12 protein-coding genes are annotated in these 16,180 nt (G+C 54.4%); 8 read left to right on the forward strand and 4 right to left on the reverse strand.

Features of this window, described 5'->3' with window-relative positions:
* Positions 1-235: 235 nt before the first annotated feature.
* A complete protein-coding gene (locus Q31a_RS13735; protein ID WP_145078628.1) occupies positions 236-820 on the forward strand; it encodes a peroxiredoxin family protein in 585 nt (194 codons plus the stop codon).
* A 92-nt stretch (positions 821-912) separates the two neighbouring features.
* The gene (locus tag Q31a_RS13740; protein WP_231691192.1) at positions 913-2,424 is read left to right on the forward strand and encodes a sodium:solute symporter; all 1,512 of its coding nucleotides are present in this window, start codon (positions 913-915) and stop codon (positions 2,422-2,424) included.
* An 857-nt stretch (positions 2,425-3,281) separates the two neighbouring features.
* Here the strand turns inward: Q31a_RS13740 and Q31a_RS13745 are convergent.
* The 3 genes from Q31a_RS13745 to Q31a_RS13755 all read right to left on the reverse strand — a co-directional run bounded on the left by Q31a_RS13745 (position 3,282) and on the right by Q31a_RS13755 (position 5,908).
* Positions 3,282-3,848, reverse strand: a complete 567-nt coding sequence (locus tag Q31a_RS13745; RefSeq protein ID WP_145078630.1) for a hypothetical protein — start codon at positions 3,846-3,848, stop codon at positions 3,282-3,284.
* 79 nt (positions 3,849-3,927) lie between these two features.
* Positions 3,928-5,178 (reverse strand): PQQ-binding-like beta-propeller repeat protein, encoded by a 1,251-nt coding sequence (locus Q31a_RS13750; protein WP_145078633.1) that lies wholly within the window; start codon positions 5,176-5,178, stop codon positions 3,928-3,930.
* Between the two features lie 130 nt (positions 5,179-5,308).
* Positions 5,309-5,908, reverse strand: coding sequence for an EF-hand domain-containing protein (locus Q31a_RS13755; RefSeq protein WP_145078636.1), 600 nt, complete (start codon positions 5,906-5,908; stop codon positions 5,309-5,311).
* A gap of 561 nt (positions 5,909-6,469) precedes the next feature.
* Between Q31a_RS13755 and Q31a_RS13760 the strand changes: the two genes are divergently transcribed.
* Genes Q31a_RS13760 through Q31a_RS13770 form a run of 3 tightly spaced genes read left to right on the forward strand, consistent with a single transcriptional unit; the run spans position 6,470 to position 9,738 of the window.
* Complete coding sequence (locus Q31a_RS13760) at positions 6,470-7,039, forward strand: ECF-type sigma factor (RefSeq protein ID WP_145078639.1); 570 nt, start codon at positions 6,470-6,472, stop codon at positions 7,037-7,039.
* A 53-nt stretch (positions 7,040-7,092) separates the two neighbouring features.
* The gene (locus Q31a_RS13765) at positions 7,093-9,447 is read left to right on the forward strand and encodes a serine/threonine protein kinase (RefSeq protein ID WP_145078642.1); all 2,355 of its coding nucleotides are present in this window, start codon (positions 7,093-7,095) and stop codon (positions 9,445-9,447) included.
* Between the two features lie 9 nt (positions 9,448-9,456).
* Positions 9,457-9,738 (forward strand): hypothetical protein, encoded by a 282-nt coding sequence (locus tag Q31a_RS13770; RefSeq protein ID WP_145078645.1) that lies wholly within the window; start codon positions 9,457-9,459, stop codon positions 9,736-9,738.
* Positions 9,739-10,156: 418 nt separating this feature from the next.
* Here the strand turns inward: Q31a_RS13770 and Q31a_RS13775 are convergent, their stop codons facing one another.
* The gene (locus tag Q31a_RS13775) at positions 10,157-10,636 is read right to left on the reverse strand and encodes a hypothetical protein (protein ID WP_145078648.1); all 480 of its coding nucleotides are present in this window, start codon (positions 10,634-10,636) and stop codon (positions 10,157-10,159) included.
* Between the two features lie 221 nt (positions 10,637-10,857).
* On the opposite strand from Q31a_RS13775, the gene Q31a_RS13780 reads away from it, so the two are divergent.
* The 3 genes from Q31a_RS13780 to Q31a_RS13790 are packed head-to-tail and all read left to right on the forward strand — an operon-like array spanning position 10,858 to position 15,865.
* Entirely contained in the window at positions 10,858-13,128 is a 2,271-nt protein-coding gene (locus tag Q31a_RS13780) for an FAD-dependent oxidoreductase (protein WP_197356869.1), read from the forward strand.
* A gap of 12 nt (positions 13,129-13,140) precedes the next feature.
* Entirely contained in the window at positions 13,141-14,961 is a 1,821-nt protein-coding gene (locus tag Q31a_RS13785) for an FMN-binding protein (RefSeq protein WP_145078654.1), read from the forward strand.
* 28 nt (positions 14,962-14,989) lie between these two features.
* Positions 14,990-15,865, forward strand: coding sequence for a hypothetical protein (locus Q31a_RS13790; protein ID WP_145078657.1), 876 nt, complete (start codon positions 14,990-14,992; stop codon positions 15,863-15,865).
* Positions 15,866-16,180 lie beyond the last annotated feature (315 nt).

Raw genomic sequence — 16,180 nt, forward strand, 5'->3', positions numbered from 1 at the left:
CTTAGTTGGCAACGTACCCTAGTTCACAGACTTGGTAGCTGCGTTGCGAGTAACCTTTGGAATCGGAGCATTCGGCAAGGTGAGTTCCACATATCGATCCTTAGAGCATTGCGCGCGCGATGCGGTGAGGGAACGCTAGTGGGGGAATTTCTGTCGCGTGTTTCTAAAAGGCGTAGCACGGTGCTACTAGAAAATTCCTAGGTGAATGAGAAGCGACTGAAAGAGGATTTCGGAAATGGTAAAATTGTGGATCGCGTTAAGCCTTGGGCTATGTCTAATAGCGAACGGACTGGTTGTCTCTGCTGCCGACAAGGGGAGTGCTGAGAAGCCAAGTGTCGGCAAACCTGTCGTTGATTTTGAATTGGCTGCGGTTGCGGGAACTTTAGAGGGTGAAGTGCGTTTGACGGAGACGCTCAAACATGGGCCTGTGTTGCTCGTGGTGCTACGTGGTTATCCGGAGTATCAATGCCCTGCTTGCACACGGCAGGTCGGCGCGCTGATCGGTCAAGCCAAAACCTTCGCAGACCACAACGTGAACGTGCTCTTGGTCTATCCCGGTGCGGAGAAGGATTTGGATAAGCATGCGGACGAGTTTCTGCATGGCACGAAATTGCCAGCTCCGTTCACCTTCCTGCTAGATCCTGGCTACAAATTCACCAACGCATATGGCCTGAGATGGGACGCCCCCAAGGAAACAGCCTACCCATCGACGTTTCTAATCGATACCGATCGGACCGTGAAATACGCCAAGATCAGTAGCACGCACGGTGACCGCGCCGAAGTGAAGCAATTGATTGCTGCCATCAAGGAATTGAAGTAGCAGTCTTGCGAAGATCGATTGTAGTGCCAATCGAATAGACAATTGGATATACTGGCAACTCCACCACCAGAGCCAGAGTTAGGAGTTGCCGCGTGCCGAGTTCATTAAGTCCGATCGATTTTGGAATCATCGGGATCTACCTCATTGGCATGATTGCCGTTGGAGCGCTGTTAGCAAAGCGCAATACCAACGCCAAAGAGTTCACGGCAGCCGGCGGGGCCATGGCAGGCTGGGTTGTAGGGCTCTCTATCTTTGGGACGTTTGTGAGCAGCATCAGTTTTCTTGCCAATCCGGGCAAGGCTTATGCGGACAATTGGAATCCCTTTGCGTTCTCCCTTTCGTTGCCACTGGCCGCATACTTTGCAGCCAAATATTTTGTTCCCTTCTATCGTCGCAGCGGTCATGTGTCTGCGTACCAGCACTTGGAAGAACGCTTTGGAAGCTGGGCGAGGTTCTATGCCGGTGTTTGTTACATGCTGACCCAAGTTGCCAGGATGGCGACGATCATGTACCTCGTCGCCTTGGCGCTGGCGCCGCTGACGGGCTGGAGTATCCACTGGATTATCGTGGGAACGGGCCTGATGGTAACGGCGTACACTTTGATGGGTGGCATTGAGGCGGTGATCTGGACCGATGCGGTGCAAAGTCTCGTGTTAACGCTGGGCATATTTATTGCCCTAGGCTTAATACTCTTTCAGATGCCCGCAGGTCCCATGCAAGTGTTTGAGATTGCGCAAGAGCAGAACAAATTCTCGCTGGGTAGTCTCTCTACCAGCCTCAGTCAGTCCACGTTTTGGGGCGTGCTGTTGTACGGGACGTTTATTAATTTGCAAAATTTCGGCATTGATCAATCTTATGTCCAGCGCTACATCACGGCGAAGAGTGAGCGCGAGGCGGTGAAGAGTGTTTGGCTGGGAGCGCTCCTCTACATTCCCATCTCAGCCTTGCTGTTTCTTGTGGGGACAGGGTTGTTCTCGTTTTACACGGCCATGCCGGAACGCTTGCCTGCAGGGCTGGCTGCCGATGAAGTCTTTCCGCATTTTATCGTGACTGAATTTCCAATCGGTCTGAAAGGGATTTTGATCGCAAGCATCTTTGCGGCAGCGATGAGTAGCGTCGACTCTTCGCTCAACAGTTCCGCTACGCTGGTATTCGAAGATTGGTACAAGCGGCTGTTTCGCGCCTCCCCCACCGAACGCCAAGCGATGCGCGTGCTGCACACGGCGACTCTCGTCTTCGGGCTGTTGGGAACTGGAGCGGCGCTCGCGATGATTGGGGCGGCCAGCGCACTGGATGTCTGGTGGAAGTTGGCTGGGATATTTTCGGGAGGTATGCTGGGCTTGTTTTTGCTCGGCATCCTGACGCAACACCGCAGAAGTACGTTTCCTCCCATGGCGGCACTTTGGGCAACGCTCGTCAGCGTAGTCCTGATCGTGTGGCTCAGCCTTTCCCAGACCGAACTATGGCCAGCGGCATTGGATGATTATCGCAATCCGTTGCATAACAATTGGACGATTGTCCTTGGGACGACTGTACTGGTCGTAGGCGGAGCCATGTTGAGTTCTCTGTTGAGCAAAAAGCCAATTCGCTCTGGAGGAGAGTGACTGCAAGGCGACGTTGCTACGGAGCATGGGGGCTATCGAAATTGCAATCTGTCGCTTAAGTGGGGCAGCAGTCGATGTTGTTACAACGGCATGCCAAGTACGATTCTAGCGTTGAAATTCGAAATGCGAGTAGAGCACTGATCTGCCACACAACGGGTGCATTATCAATCGGCTGGATGCCTTGCAGCTGTGTCTTGATGGTTGCGCACACTGGCTTGTCGCATGTGGGAGCTGGCCGCCAAGTTCGCAACCCGACTGTCGCTGTATCTGCGACTACTCTTCCTTGCTCACCGGCTGTCGAAATAGTAACCCGCTGCGTAAGCAAGGAAAGGTGGTTGCCGCTGCAGGGCATTGGCGGACGCCAGCTTTGCGTCAAAATTCGAATTGCGATTCAATCAATAGCCTGTTCCGGTTTGATTGGGATTCGCAGGCATCCGTGATCGGTCAGAAGCATCCAGGCGGACGTTTTGACAGGAAGATGGAGGCAGGAAGATGAAATGCTCTTCTATCTTCCTGCCAACATTTTCCTGCCAACAACACTCACTGCTGCACCTGACTCACGCCCAGCCAAACTCGACGGCGAGGGGGCATAGCAAGTAAGCTCACCACTGCGAACCATTTCAGCGGTTCGTTCATGACTTTCCTCATTCACCAAGCAGCTTCAATCGTTGCTTCAGGTTTGATTTTAAGTTGCAGTCAAGGGGGAATGGTGACTTTGGATTTTAACACTGTGGTAGCGTCCCTTGGTGCCTTGTAGCGGTGACCACCTTTTCTTGCGCACGCAGTCGGTTACTATTTCGAAAGCGCGTCTCGCTGCGGGTTGGGATGTCAGCGAGGCTGGGGGCCTTGAGGCTGAATTAGACTTGCGCGTCGAGATTCCCGCCACTGCGATTGATGTAGTTTCCCGGAAATACGTTTGACTGCGATTGCGATGTGCTGGATTCGTTCGAACTCGAACTACTTTCGGCAAGAGCCTCGAGCAGGTCCTCGAGATAGCTGGTTTCGCTCGAGCTGGACGTTGCTTCTGTTGATTGAGGTGGTGGGCCTCCACCGGGTGGACCTCCACCGTGTGGGCGTTTGCCCTGTCCGGCTTGCGCTGCACCGCCGTTTTTTGCCTGTGGACTTCCGAGACCGCTTACAAAGCTGTCTCCATCGAGTCCGTTCGATTCCAGGACTTTGCTGAGTGTTTCTTTCACTTGGCTTGAGCTGACTTGTGTGCCCGTACTAGCCAGTGATTCGAGCGCATCGCTGAATTCTGACTTGATCTTTTGTTGCCCCTCGGACGAGACGCCTTCCTGCTTCAGGAAACTTGTCAAATCAGAGTTGAGACGCTCGCCTGGATTGCCTCCACGAGACGGGCGGCTGGATGCACCCTGCTGAACCTGTGATGCAGCCGAGGAGTTGATGGACGGTATTGAACTCATTTCAATTTCTTTCCTTTTGAAGAATCGGGTTTTTCCCAAAACGATGGGGTTTAATAGTCCTGCTACGAAGATTCCTCCGCTACCCACCGATGCAGTAGAGCGACTGATTGCTTCGCAAATAGAGTCTGCCATCGGAAACCGCTGGTGAGGCGTTGAAATCGGTATCATCTCCTTCAAGAATATTTTGGCTAACCAATTCAAACTTATCCCCTGGAGCGTAAACGAAGGTTCCGCGGCGTCGAGACACGACAAAGATTTTGTTAGCAATCAGTATGGGGGAAGCGTAGACTGGGCGACCGCCTTCCAGTTCACTAACCCGCTCGCGGTAGATTTGTTCACCGGTCTCGGCCGAGGAACAGTAGGCAATTCCTTTATCATCGATCCAGTACAACCGGCCTTGGTACAGCAGCGGAGTCGCGACGTAGGAGCTCAGGCGACTGGTCCACAACGTATTCGAATTGCCAACGTCATCTTTTCCGCCCGCCCGAATCGCGATACTGCCTGACGACCGATAGCCGCCGAAAGCGTAGATGTTTTCGCCGTCCACGATTGTCGACGGGCAGACGTTGCCGGACATCGAAGTCGATGCATACCAATTCAGTTTGCCTGTGAGCGGGTCGAGTGCCCAAATTTCAGACGGTACTGAAATCACCAATTCGCGACTGCCGTCGGCAAGTGTTGCTAAGCGAGGTGTTCCATAGGTCAGCTCCAGCATGCCCGCTTCCTGCCGCCAAAGTTCTTTACCGGTGGCTTTGTCCAGAGCGATGATCGACTTGCTTTCTTCCGCTGCATTGACAATAACGCTGTCTTCGAACAACACCAAACTGGCGGCAGAACCCCATTGTCGGTTGCTAGATTCTTTGCCTACGTCCACTGACCAGATCTTTCGTCCGTCAAGATCCAAGCAATGCACGCCGCCTTTTCCGAAGAAGACGTAAACGAACTCTCCATCGCTGACGGGCGTGTTACTGGCGTAGCCATGCTCGGTTATGTAGCCCTGGAATGAGTCCTCGCGGTAGTCGACTGGATAGTCCGAAGCCCACAATGATTTTCCCGAACGCTTGTCGAAACACATTATTTGACGTTTCGAAGACGAATCATCATTGGTGTAACAGGTTAGCATCACGCGATCACCCACAATGATAGGACTTGAGGAACCGCTTCCCGGCAAGTCAACTTTCCAAAGTAGGTTTTGGTCGGACGACCAACTAGTGACTACCGAATCTGTCGATTTCGCGGAACCGTTGGGCCCGAGAAACTCCGCCCAATCGCTTGCCGAAGCCATAGAAGTAGCGCTCAGCACAAATGACAAGAATAGCAAACGCAACATTGAGATTTCGCCTTTCGATGACCTGATGAAACTTGAGTTCCGTTCGAGCTGTTGGAAAGTTCAACACAAGGATCGCGCCGATAGGCCGCCGCGACCATGGGTGATTTGGAGAGCTAGCAGGCACAGTCGACTACTGCGGACGCTGAGGTCGTCCGGAATCTCGTCCCGCGTCCGGGCCTGTTTCATGACCGGGACCATGCTGCGGTGGCCGATGGTTTTCCAGTTCCTGTTTCTGCTCAGCGGTCAGAATCGATGCTAGCTTTTTATCCACCGTTTTTTGCAGCGCGGCCAATCTTGCTTTCTGCTGTTCAGTTAAGTCGAGCGAATCGATTACAAACGAGGGTAAGATCTCCCCAGGCCGCGGCGGTGCGCCGCCCGGGCCGCCGTGTTCGTCGCCTGGACTCCCCGGACCTCTAGGACCGCCGTACTCGCCTGCGGCACCAAGTGGATCCTGACTAGCTCGCGGTGGAGGCCCTTGGAAGCCTGGGCCACCGCGCCCCATTGGTCTGCCAGCTTGAGCTTGCATCGCCGACTGCAATTCAGCTTTGGTTAACATGCCATCTTTGTTAGCGTCTGCGAGCTCAAACAATTGTGCCATGTGTTCTAAGGGCGAGCCCCCAGGCCCGCCTGGTCCCCCCAAGCCGCGTCCACCTCCAGGTGGTTGTGCCATGGTTGTACTCGCGGCGAGTCCACAAATCGTCAGTGCGATAGCGTACGAGGTGCGTTGCATGTGTTTGTGTCCTAGTGAAGGTTCAATTCGTTTGATTCGTGTCATTCGAATAGTGTTCGCGACCCATTGTTCAGGAATCCATGCGTCGTTTATGCGCATCTCGGGCCAAAAATCTTTCGAATTATCGATTTGATTGGGAAGATCCTTGGAAAAGCCTCAACGAGCTGCATGCCGCCTGTCTAAGAATTACGCGTTGATGGCAATTTCATAATCGTGGCGAAAACGCTGGCCCGACCATCGACTGTAGGACGCATGAGATATAGCATGAGGCTAGCTGGCTAATGATGTCGGCAGCTGCTAGTGCATTGTCAACACTAAAAATTAGGGTTTAGCGAGCGTTCGGAAACGAGCGTTCGGAAAAAGGTGTCCGACACCCAAAGTGCACAGCACCCGAAGGGCCGTTCCGGCTTTTGGTGTCGGACACCTTTTTCCGGGCAACCCGAAAACTAAGCTTTGACGATGCACTAGAGGCATTTTCGTTGCATTTGGCATAGCTTCCGACTCAACCGCTGGCTTCAATAGCAATAGCAAGTAAACAATCGATAGACGCAGTACAGAACCATGAGCGAGGACGTAACCAAGATTCTTTTGGCGCTGGAGGCGGGGGATCGGCAGGCTGCAAGCCAGTTACTACCATTGGTGTACGACGAGCTGCGGAAGCTGGCGGCGCGACGAATGGTCCATGAGAAAGCCGCGTTGACGCTGCAGCCAACTGCTTTGGTGCATGAGGCCTACCTGCGATTGGTCGGTCCGCAGAACGCGGCGAACTGGGATGGACGCGGCCACTTTTTTGCCGCTGCCGCAGAGGCCATGCGTAGAATCCTGATCGACAACGCGCGGCGACGCGGACGCGAAAAACGGGGGGGAGACCGAGTCCAAGTGGACTTGCATGATGAGCATGCGTTCAACGTGCAGACAGACGCGGAGGACCTACTGTCTTTGGACGAAGCCCTGACAAAGCTGGCAGGGGAAGATGCGCAATTGGCGAAGCTGGTCGAACTCAAGTACTTTGCGGGGATGACGATTGACGAAACCGCTCAGGTGCTGGGGGTATCGCCAAGAACTATCAAGCGCAATTGGGCCTACGCACGTGCCTGGTTAAGACGCCATATGGAAGGCATGAACGAATAACTAGAACAGTTGCGGCAGGAACGGCTTCTCGTCACCACTAGATCTTTCTCACTATGACTATCCCAAACGAACGCTCTGTTTTCCTGGATGCGATTGAAATCGAAGATCCGCTTGAACGCGGTGCATTCTTAAACCGCGCATGTACTAACGACGCTGTGTTGCGGGCGTCAGTTAACGGCCTTTTGGCTGCGCACGAGATGCCAGATCACGTTTTGGATCTCGCTCTTGTCGCGAGTGAATCTAAAACCGGAACGGCGCGTCGAAAGCTGAGCGAATTAGAGCTGCTTCCGACTGTTGAACATATTGGATTGATGATTGGGCCCTTCCGATTGATGGAGCAAATTGGCGAAGGCGGCTTTGGCCTAGTGTTCGTGGCGCAGCAGGAGACGCCGGTCAAGCGACGGGTCGCGTTGAAGATCATCAAGCCGGGATCTGGTTCGAAGGAAGTCATTGCGCGATTCGAGTTGGAACGCCAGGCGCTGGCGATGATGGACCACCCCAATATCGCTCGGGTGTTTGATGCGGGGATTACCGCCGATGCGCGTCCTTACTTTGTGATGGAACTTGTACGCGGGGTGCCCATCACCGACTACTGTGACAACTATCAGCTTAGTGTCGAAGCACGCATTCGGCTGTTTGAGGATATTTGCTCAGCGGTCCAACATGCCCACCAAAAAGGTGTCATCCATCGCGACTTGAAACCCTCGAATGTTATGGTCACATTGCATGATGACAAGGCGGTCGTGAAAGTGATTGACTTCGGAGTTGCTAAAGCGATTGACGAAGAACTCACCGAGAAGACGATCTACACTCGCTTCTATTCGATGATCGGCACTCCGCTGTATATGAGTCCTGAACAGGCACAGATGAGCGGTCTGGATGTAGATACTCGCAGCGATATCTACTCGCTGGGGGTGATGTTGTACGAGATGCTAGTCGGCACGACCCCGTTTGAACGCGAACGCATTAACTCGGTCGGCTTCGACGAGATGCGCCAAATCATTCGTGAAGAGGACCCGCCGATTCCCAGTGATCGCATTTCGACGTTGGGCAATCGTTTGACCACGGTTGTAGCCTCTCGACGTACCGGTCCGAGTCGTCTGAAGTCACAGCTGCGCGGCGATTTGGACTGGATCGTCATGAAGTCGCTCGAAAAGGATCGCAATCGCCGTTATGAATCGGCTTCTGCGTTGGCCAGCGACTTGCGAAGGTACCTTGAGGAAAAGCCGATCGAGGCGAGACCGCCATCCTCGCTTTACCAGCTCGGCAAGTTTGCGCGTCGCCATCGCAAACCACTGCTTACCATTAGCTTGCTTGCTGCCTCGTTGCTGCTGGGGACAATCGTCAGCTTGTGGCAGATGTGGGAAGCAATTCGGGAACGAGATCAAAAGGAATTGGCATTACAGAAGGCGTTGATCGCAGAACGCGACGCCACCGATGCTCGACGAGAAATTGAACAATTCGCCGGTCGCTTAACGCAAGCTAATCTGCTGATTGCCAGCGGGCAATCGCATGCGGAAAACAAGCGTTGGGCCTTAGCCAACCGGGATTTGATCGAAGCTAGGGATCTGCAGCCGACCTACTATTTGCCTTGGGTAATGCGCGGGCAGCTTTACGCGCGACTGAATCTGTGGAGCGAAGCTGCAGACGACTACAAGCGGGCGTTGGACTTGGGCGCCCCGGTCGATGAACCGCAGTGGTGGGGCGTCCCTGCTCTGTTCTTGCTTGCTGAAAAACAAGGTGCGTTCCTCCAACTTGAAACTAAGTTCGGAAGCTTTCTGCAGGATTCGCCAGCGAAACACAAGTGGAGTACGCTGCGTGGAGTTTTGCTTACGCCGACCAGTGCCGCGAGCGACCTGTTTATTGAATTGGCAGAAGTGTGGGTGGCTAATCCACCTCCGCGGCCTCCCCATCCTCAACGCAGTTTCGAGCGAGAGTTGCTCGGTTTGCTTCCACTAGGCCCAAGACCAGCGTTTGACCAACGCGCGCGGCAAGTTCACGTCGACATGCAGCCTCCATTCGTTTGCGACTATATTTTCGGATTGGCGCATCTGCGCGCGGGCCATTTTGAGGAAGCCACCTCTTGGCTGCGTTCCGCCGGAAACGCTAAAGATTGGCCATCACGCGGTTTAGTCGACGCCCCCCTGGCGATCGCCTTGAATAGTATCGGCAGTAAGGAAGAGGCTATGTCAGCTCTTGATCGTTCGAATCGTACGATCAAGAGTTGGATTAACGAAGCGTTGGAAGCGGCATCGAACGATCCCAAAGTACCATGGTTCGATCTTGTCGAAGGATTGGTGCTCAATCGCGATGCCAACCTACAACTGGAAAACGTTCCGCCCGATCTGCGCTTGCAGATTGACGCGATTCGGTCGAAAGCGATTGCCAAGATCTCGGGGATCGAATAGTCGCCGACCGTGGATCGACAGCTTGAATACCCCACATCGCTGCGGATACGAACGAATGCACTTGAGTTGTTGAAAGTCGGTCTCCCAATACGACAAGCCATGTTTGGCAGCGACCACACGCCGATAAACCACTGTGTAAGCTTGGTAACTTACGACGACAAGCAAAATCTGCAGGAACTGCCACCTTCTCAGGCGATAAGTCTTGCGACTATGTACGGGCGGGAACTCTGTTGCCTCAAGTTGGACGACGCTAGCTGCCCCTTCAATTCCACGAACATCGCAGTGGTGTAAGCGAGAGTCCTGTTCGAAAGCCAAGCGGACAGCTGAGGACGGTCTCGCTCCATTGCCGAACCTACTGAAAACAACGATTGAAAGAGCACTCCATGTTCTCGGAGTGGCTCCAACGCGATTCAGAGTGGATTTAAGCATTGAAATTGGGAACGCAAGTTGAGTAATGCTCAGTCGACTGATGGGACGCGATCACAACAAGCCGGGAGCCCTGCGGCTGTTTCTTGGTGATTGCTAGCTTGTTGCAATTGGGAGGGGGGGACTTGTTGCTAAGGTTGCAGCCCACATCTGGCTGTAGCGGCGAGTACCTTTCCTTGCTCACGCGGCGGGGTGCAATGTTAACAAGCCGTCACGCGGCGGGTTTTAAGTAAGACAGACGGGTGCCGTTGGAGGATGGATGTGTGCGCGGATTCGTTAGGCATTAGAGCAAGATCGAGTTTGTTTCTGCCTGGAACAATTGGCTGATCAGCCACAAGAAGTCGAGCGGTCGCAGCCAGCGGAGCTCGGACTCCGACGCAACTAGGTGGGGAGTGTTGATCTGGGCGACACGGCCCTCGTCGTTCCAATCGATCACTAGATCATCTTGAGCAAACGCAAAAATTCGCAGATTGACCGGGAAGGGGTTGGGGCCAACCCAAGGGGTGTACAAATACTGCAAATTGAGGCTCGTACCGTACAACCATTGCATTGGCTTGGGGCTGTTAGAAAATGGGATGCCCATTGGTCTGGCCGGATAGATGTAGTCGGGTTCGCCGAGGTGTTGGAGCACTTCGGATTGATGGGCATTGATACCGATGGTGGCGGAGCGGGTCGCCTCTCGCGCGTGGTGCACTCGCTCTAGGGATCCCAGCAGGCTCAGCAGAATAAACCAAATGGCCTTAATCTCGAGCGGTACAGGCATGGTATATGGTTCCCTTGGCGTGGGTGAAGTCGCTACGTTGGTAGGACCGCACGCAAACGGCCCGTATTCCATGCACTTGGGATTCTCCCGGTAGATTGTTGATTTGGTATACTTGGGGCGGGCAATTCTTTGCCTACCCGTCGAACTCGAGGTGTTGCATACAGGGATGACTGTAGTGGCACTTTTACCCGCTCAATCAACTGCAGAGCTGATGCACCATGATGCGTAGTAGATACCTGTTAACTTTCGCCCTTCTAGCACTCTTGCATACCGTGGGCTCGACAGCCGAAGTGTTGGTCGAAGCGGAGTCCTTTGAGCAGCATGGTGGATGGCAACTGGATACGCAATTCATCACAGAGATGGGCTCACCCTACCTGCTGGCGCATGGTCTGGGGCGGCCTGTGGAGGATGCTACCACTGAATTCAAAATGGACGAAGCGGGTGAGTACACCGTTTGGGTGAGAACGTACGACTGGGTGGCTCGCTGGGACGCAACTGGCTCGCCTGGCCGATTTAAGATTCGCATTGGCAACCAAGAACTCGCCAATGACTTGGGGATCGCTGGCAAGGATTGGAGTTGGCATCGCGCGGGGCAGGTTAAGCTCACAGCCGGAACGCACTCAATGCAATTGCAGGATTTGACTGGGTTTGATGGTCGATGCGATTCGATTTATCTCACCACGGATGCGACTCAGGAGCCCGACAACAGTTCGGAGATGCTTTCTCCGTTCCGACGACGTTTGTTGGGCATCGAGCATCCTGTTGAAATCAAACAAGGCTACGATTTGGTGGTGGTTGGAGGGGGCTATAGTGGCATGGGAGCCGCAATTTCAGCTGCCCGGATGGGTTGCAAGGTTGCGTTGATTCAAGATCGTGGAGTCTTGGGGGGCAATGGTTCCAGCGAGGTTCGGGTTTGGGCGATGGGGCATATCCGCCGTGGCAAGTATCCTCGCATTGGTGAAATTATCGAGGAGTTTGCAGATTCTGCGACCAAGTCTCCGGGACGAGCCGAAGAATTTGGTGATGCGCACAAGGAGGAGGTCGTGCGGAGCGAGAAGAACATTGACCTCTTTCTCAACCACCACGCCTTCCGCTTGTCTAAGGAGGGAGATGCCATCGAATCGGTCGACGCGATCGATACGCGGACCAACGCGGTTCGACGTTTTGAGGGAGCTTTGTTTGCCGATTGCACAGGCCATGGAACTCTCGGCTATCTAGCGGAAGCCGATTGGAATATGACCCCTGGTGGCAGGATGGGAATGAGTAATATGTGGACTTGGGATGAAGTTGGTGCCGAAACCTCCTTTCCGGAGACCCCCTGGGCGTTGCCCTTGAACATGGCCGACTTTCCCTATCCACGCGATCACCATGGACAATGGTTCTGGGAAAGTGGTTTTGACCAAGATCCACTTGGTGATGCGGAGGGGATTCGCGACTGGAACTTGCGAGCTGTGTACGGTGCGTTCAATGCCATGAAGAACGGAGATGGAGCCGCCGAACATCGCGATGCTGTTCTAACCTGGATCGCCTACATTGGCGGGCCACGTGAAAGTCGACGATTGACGGGCGACGTCGTGCTCACCCAACAAGATATTGTCAACAAACGCGAGTTCCCAGATGGCTGCGTGCCCAGTACTTGGAGCATCGACTTGCATTACCCCAAGGAACAGTACGCTCAAAAGTTTCCTGACAATCCGTTCATTTCGATAGCCGAGCACGATCGGCGGATCGATCGCCAATACGGTTACCCGGTGCCCTACCGATGTTTCTATTCCAGGAGCATTCCCAATCTGTTCATGGCGGGTAGATGCATTAGTGTGACACACGAAGCACTGGGAACGACTCGGGTCATGAAGACTTGCGGCATGATGGGAGAGGTTGTGGGGAAGGCAGCCAGCCTATGCACACAACACGAATGCCAGCCGCGCGATGTTTATCAAGACCATTTGTCAGAGTTAATTCAACTGCTGGAATTGCCTGGTAAGGCATTTCGAGAAACGGTTACCAGCCCGATTACCGTGCCCGATGATGCCTTGCCCAAAGCCGGTCCCTACGGTCCCGAAACGCTTGGCACCGCTTCACTGCCTGGCGTGGTAGTGGATGACAGGCAGGCGGATCTGAAAGGGAAGTGGACGGAAGGGGATGGACTCAAGGGATTTGTGGGATCTGGCTACCGCTACGCTTCGGCCAATAGTGGGGCGCAAGCCGTGTTCACCCTCAAGGCAACTGAGGCGGGGCAGTTCCAAGTTCGTATCTCGTGGTTGCCCCACGAAAATCGTGGCGATCATGTATCCGTATCGGTGTTGCAAGCGACGCAAGCACCCCTTGCGACGACGGTTAACATGCGGAAGCCGGCTGCAGAGGATGGATTTGCCAAGCTGACCACACTAGAGCTCAAGAAGGGGGACGTTGTCAAAGTGGTCATCGATTCGGCAGACGCTGGCGGAACGGTGCATATTGACGCAGCCCAGTTGTTACCCGTGAAAAAATAGCCGCAGCCCACCGTGTTACCGATCATCAATCCCAACGCTCCGGCCCCAAGAACGGTATTGCGTAGTTCCGTCCGGCGGCGTGGCTGGGGCGATGCGTGGCTGCATACCTTGCGCATCGCGTTGTTGTGCGGTTTGATTGGCGGTTTGCAGCAGATTTCCACACTACGAAGCCAATCTGAGACGCAAGGATTGGGATTGTCGCATGTTGTAGGCCAGTTCCCCAGTGCTCGGGAAATGGGAATTGCGTCAGAGGATGGTCTGCGTAACGTACGGGATGCGTCGGAAAACAGTCTCGGCTGGGTAGCCACGACGAGTCCAGAGGCAGATCGGATTATTGGCTATTCGGGCCCTAACAACGTCCTGATTGCCGTCGATGAGAAACGCCGAATCACCGGCTTAGAACTCTTGTCATCGGGTGATACCCAAGAGCACGCGGATCTCGTTCGTCGGGACGAAGATTTTTGGCAGCAGTTCGTGGGGCAGGCGTGGGAGGAGTTAGCCGGACTCGAGATGGACGGGGTGAGCGGGGCAACTCTGACAAGTTTGGCCATCGCTGAGGCTCTTGCGTTAAGGACAACGGGAAAGCGGCTCAGTTTGCGTTTTCCAGATCCAATTACGCTCGATGATGCACGGCTCGTTTGCCCCAAGTGCACGCAATTGCAACGGGTGGAGCGTGGGTCGCTGCAACAGTGGGAGATGTACGACGCCAGCCAGCAATTGTTGGGGACTCTTGTGCGAACGGGCCCCTTAGTCGATTCCGTTGAGGGATATCAGGGCCCGACTGAACTTGTCATGTGGCTGAGCTCCCCGGATGCCGATGGGGTTCCAGGGAACATGCTCACAGCGAATTCCCTTCTAGAAAAGGTGAAAATTCGGAGTTCGTACGACAACGAGCCGTATGTTGGATACGTGCGGCAAGAGTATGGATTTTGGCCACTTTTTGCGGGAAGATCGCTGAAGTCCCTGGGAGGGATCGACCTCGAGGCAGAGAAGATCGAAGGAGTCTCCGGGGCTACCATGACCTCCTTGGCGGTAGCCGAGACCATTGGGCTTGCAGCGACGCGCATTCAAAACTTGGTGGGGCCGCAGAAGAAGGCCTTAGCGAGAGGTTGGAATTGGTCGGTTACCGAGCTCGCGACCGCTGTGGTGGCGGTCTTGAGTCTGGTGTGGTGTCGCTCGCACTGGCGAGGTCGCAAGTGGCCGAGGCGATTGTGGCAGCTGGGGTGCTTTGTGATACTGGGGATTGGGACCGGGAATCTCCTGTCGATTGCGCTGTTTGCGGGGTGGACGACGGCGGGAGTTGGCCCCATGCTATTTGCGCCTGGGTTGGCGGTATTGCTAGCGGTGGCACTGGTCTCTCCTGTCTTGTTGCGACAGAATGTCTATTGCGACCATCTCTGTCCCCACGGTGCTCTGCAGCAATGGGCTAGGCCCCTACGAGTTCGCATACCGCATTTTTGCCGGCCACTTCCAACCCTCTGGGGAACGTCAATTTCGCGTCTTGCGGTTCGAGCTCTCAAGCTGAGTCGAGGGCTGGTGATCCTGGCAGCCATTTTCTGGACCGTCACTGAAACCTCGATTGCCCTGACTTGGCTGGAGCCCTTCGACACCTACGCATGGAAAGTGGGGGTGTCGGCGAGTATTGTGATCTGGCTGTTGAGTCTACTACTTGTACTTTGGCGCCCCATGTCGTACTGTCAGTTGGCATGTCCGACCGGCCATGTCTTGGGCATGTTGAAGAGTGCCAGACGCACCCGGCACAGTTTATGGATCGACGTTCCGCTATTAGCCGTAACCATGGTGGTTTGGACTTATTTAATCTCCATGCGATGAATTCGAACTGCGGAATGCTTGCCCTCCGATGACTTCCTCTCCTTATTCCTTCCTACAGCACCAGCAGAGTGCGAGAAACGCGCAGACGGCGACAGCGTGGGACCATTTTGCTTCGCATCGCACTCAAATTACAAATCAGCTGCGGGGCATCGTGGGGCGATGCGTGGGGCGACATGCTCTGCGAATGTGCGTGTTGGGCGCGGGGAACTGCAATGACCTCGACCTCCTGGAACTGTGTCAATTGTTTGCGCAACTCACGCTGGTTGATATCGATCGCAGCGCCTTGCAAGCGGCGGTAGCTCGGGTTGGATTGGAGGCGAGTGATCAGATTGAAATTAGGGCTCCTCTCGACCTGACCGGGCTCAGCCCCGAGTTTGCCCACTGGAGTGAATGTCTGCCCACGCCGGGTGTCGTCAAGTCGGCTCTGGAGCGACTGCGGGGTACATCTCAGCTGGAGGTTTTATCAGGTGGCTTTGACGTCGTGCTCTCCAGTTGCGTGTTAACCCAGCTGATCGATTCAGCTCAGCGCGCGATTGGCGAGGATCATGAAGAATTCTTTGATTTGCTGTCAGCGCTTCGCCTGCGGCACATTGAGCATATGCTCGAGCTGCTGCGAGGCGATGGCGTGGGGCTACTGGTTACCGATCTGGTTTCTACCGATACCTGGCCCGGCATGCGTGAGCTGCCCATCGAGCAACTTCCACAAGCCGCCGCGGCTGCGGTGCGGGACAAGAATTTTTTTAGTGGCGTAAATCCATCGGTGATTTATCACTTGTTGAAAAACCATCCCACACTCTCCGCTAAAATTAGTCAGGTTACTCCCATTTCGCCTTGGATTTGGGATTGGGGCACTCGCGCTTATGTCGTGTACGGAATGCAATTTCGACGCAGCGCTCACGGATAGGGGGCGTCGAGAGCGTCCCAGACAACTGCGCTATCTGAGGTGCTAAGATTGGTGCAAAATGCCGCTGTTGGATTTGAAATGTGGACTTGGCATCCAGCCGGTTCGCTGGGGCACTCCAGGCCTTGACGGGCTGTTGATTTAATCGCAATTTGAATTTTAATGCGGAGGTAGCATCCTTAATTGCCTTGTAGCGGAGGTTATCTTTCCTTGCTCGCGCAGCGGGTTACTATTTCAACAGCCCGTTGAGTTCTGGATCAATCCTGAATACGTGTTAGCATTCGTCCGCTTGGCCCCACGAGGTTGCCGCAAGACGCA

This window comes from Aureliella helgolandensis, from assembly GCF_007752135.1.
Classification (GTDB): Bacteria; Planctomycetota; Planctomycetia; order Pirellulales; family Pirellulaceae; genus Aureliella; species Aureliella helgolandensis.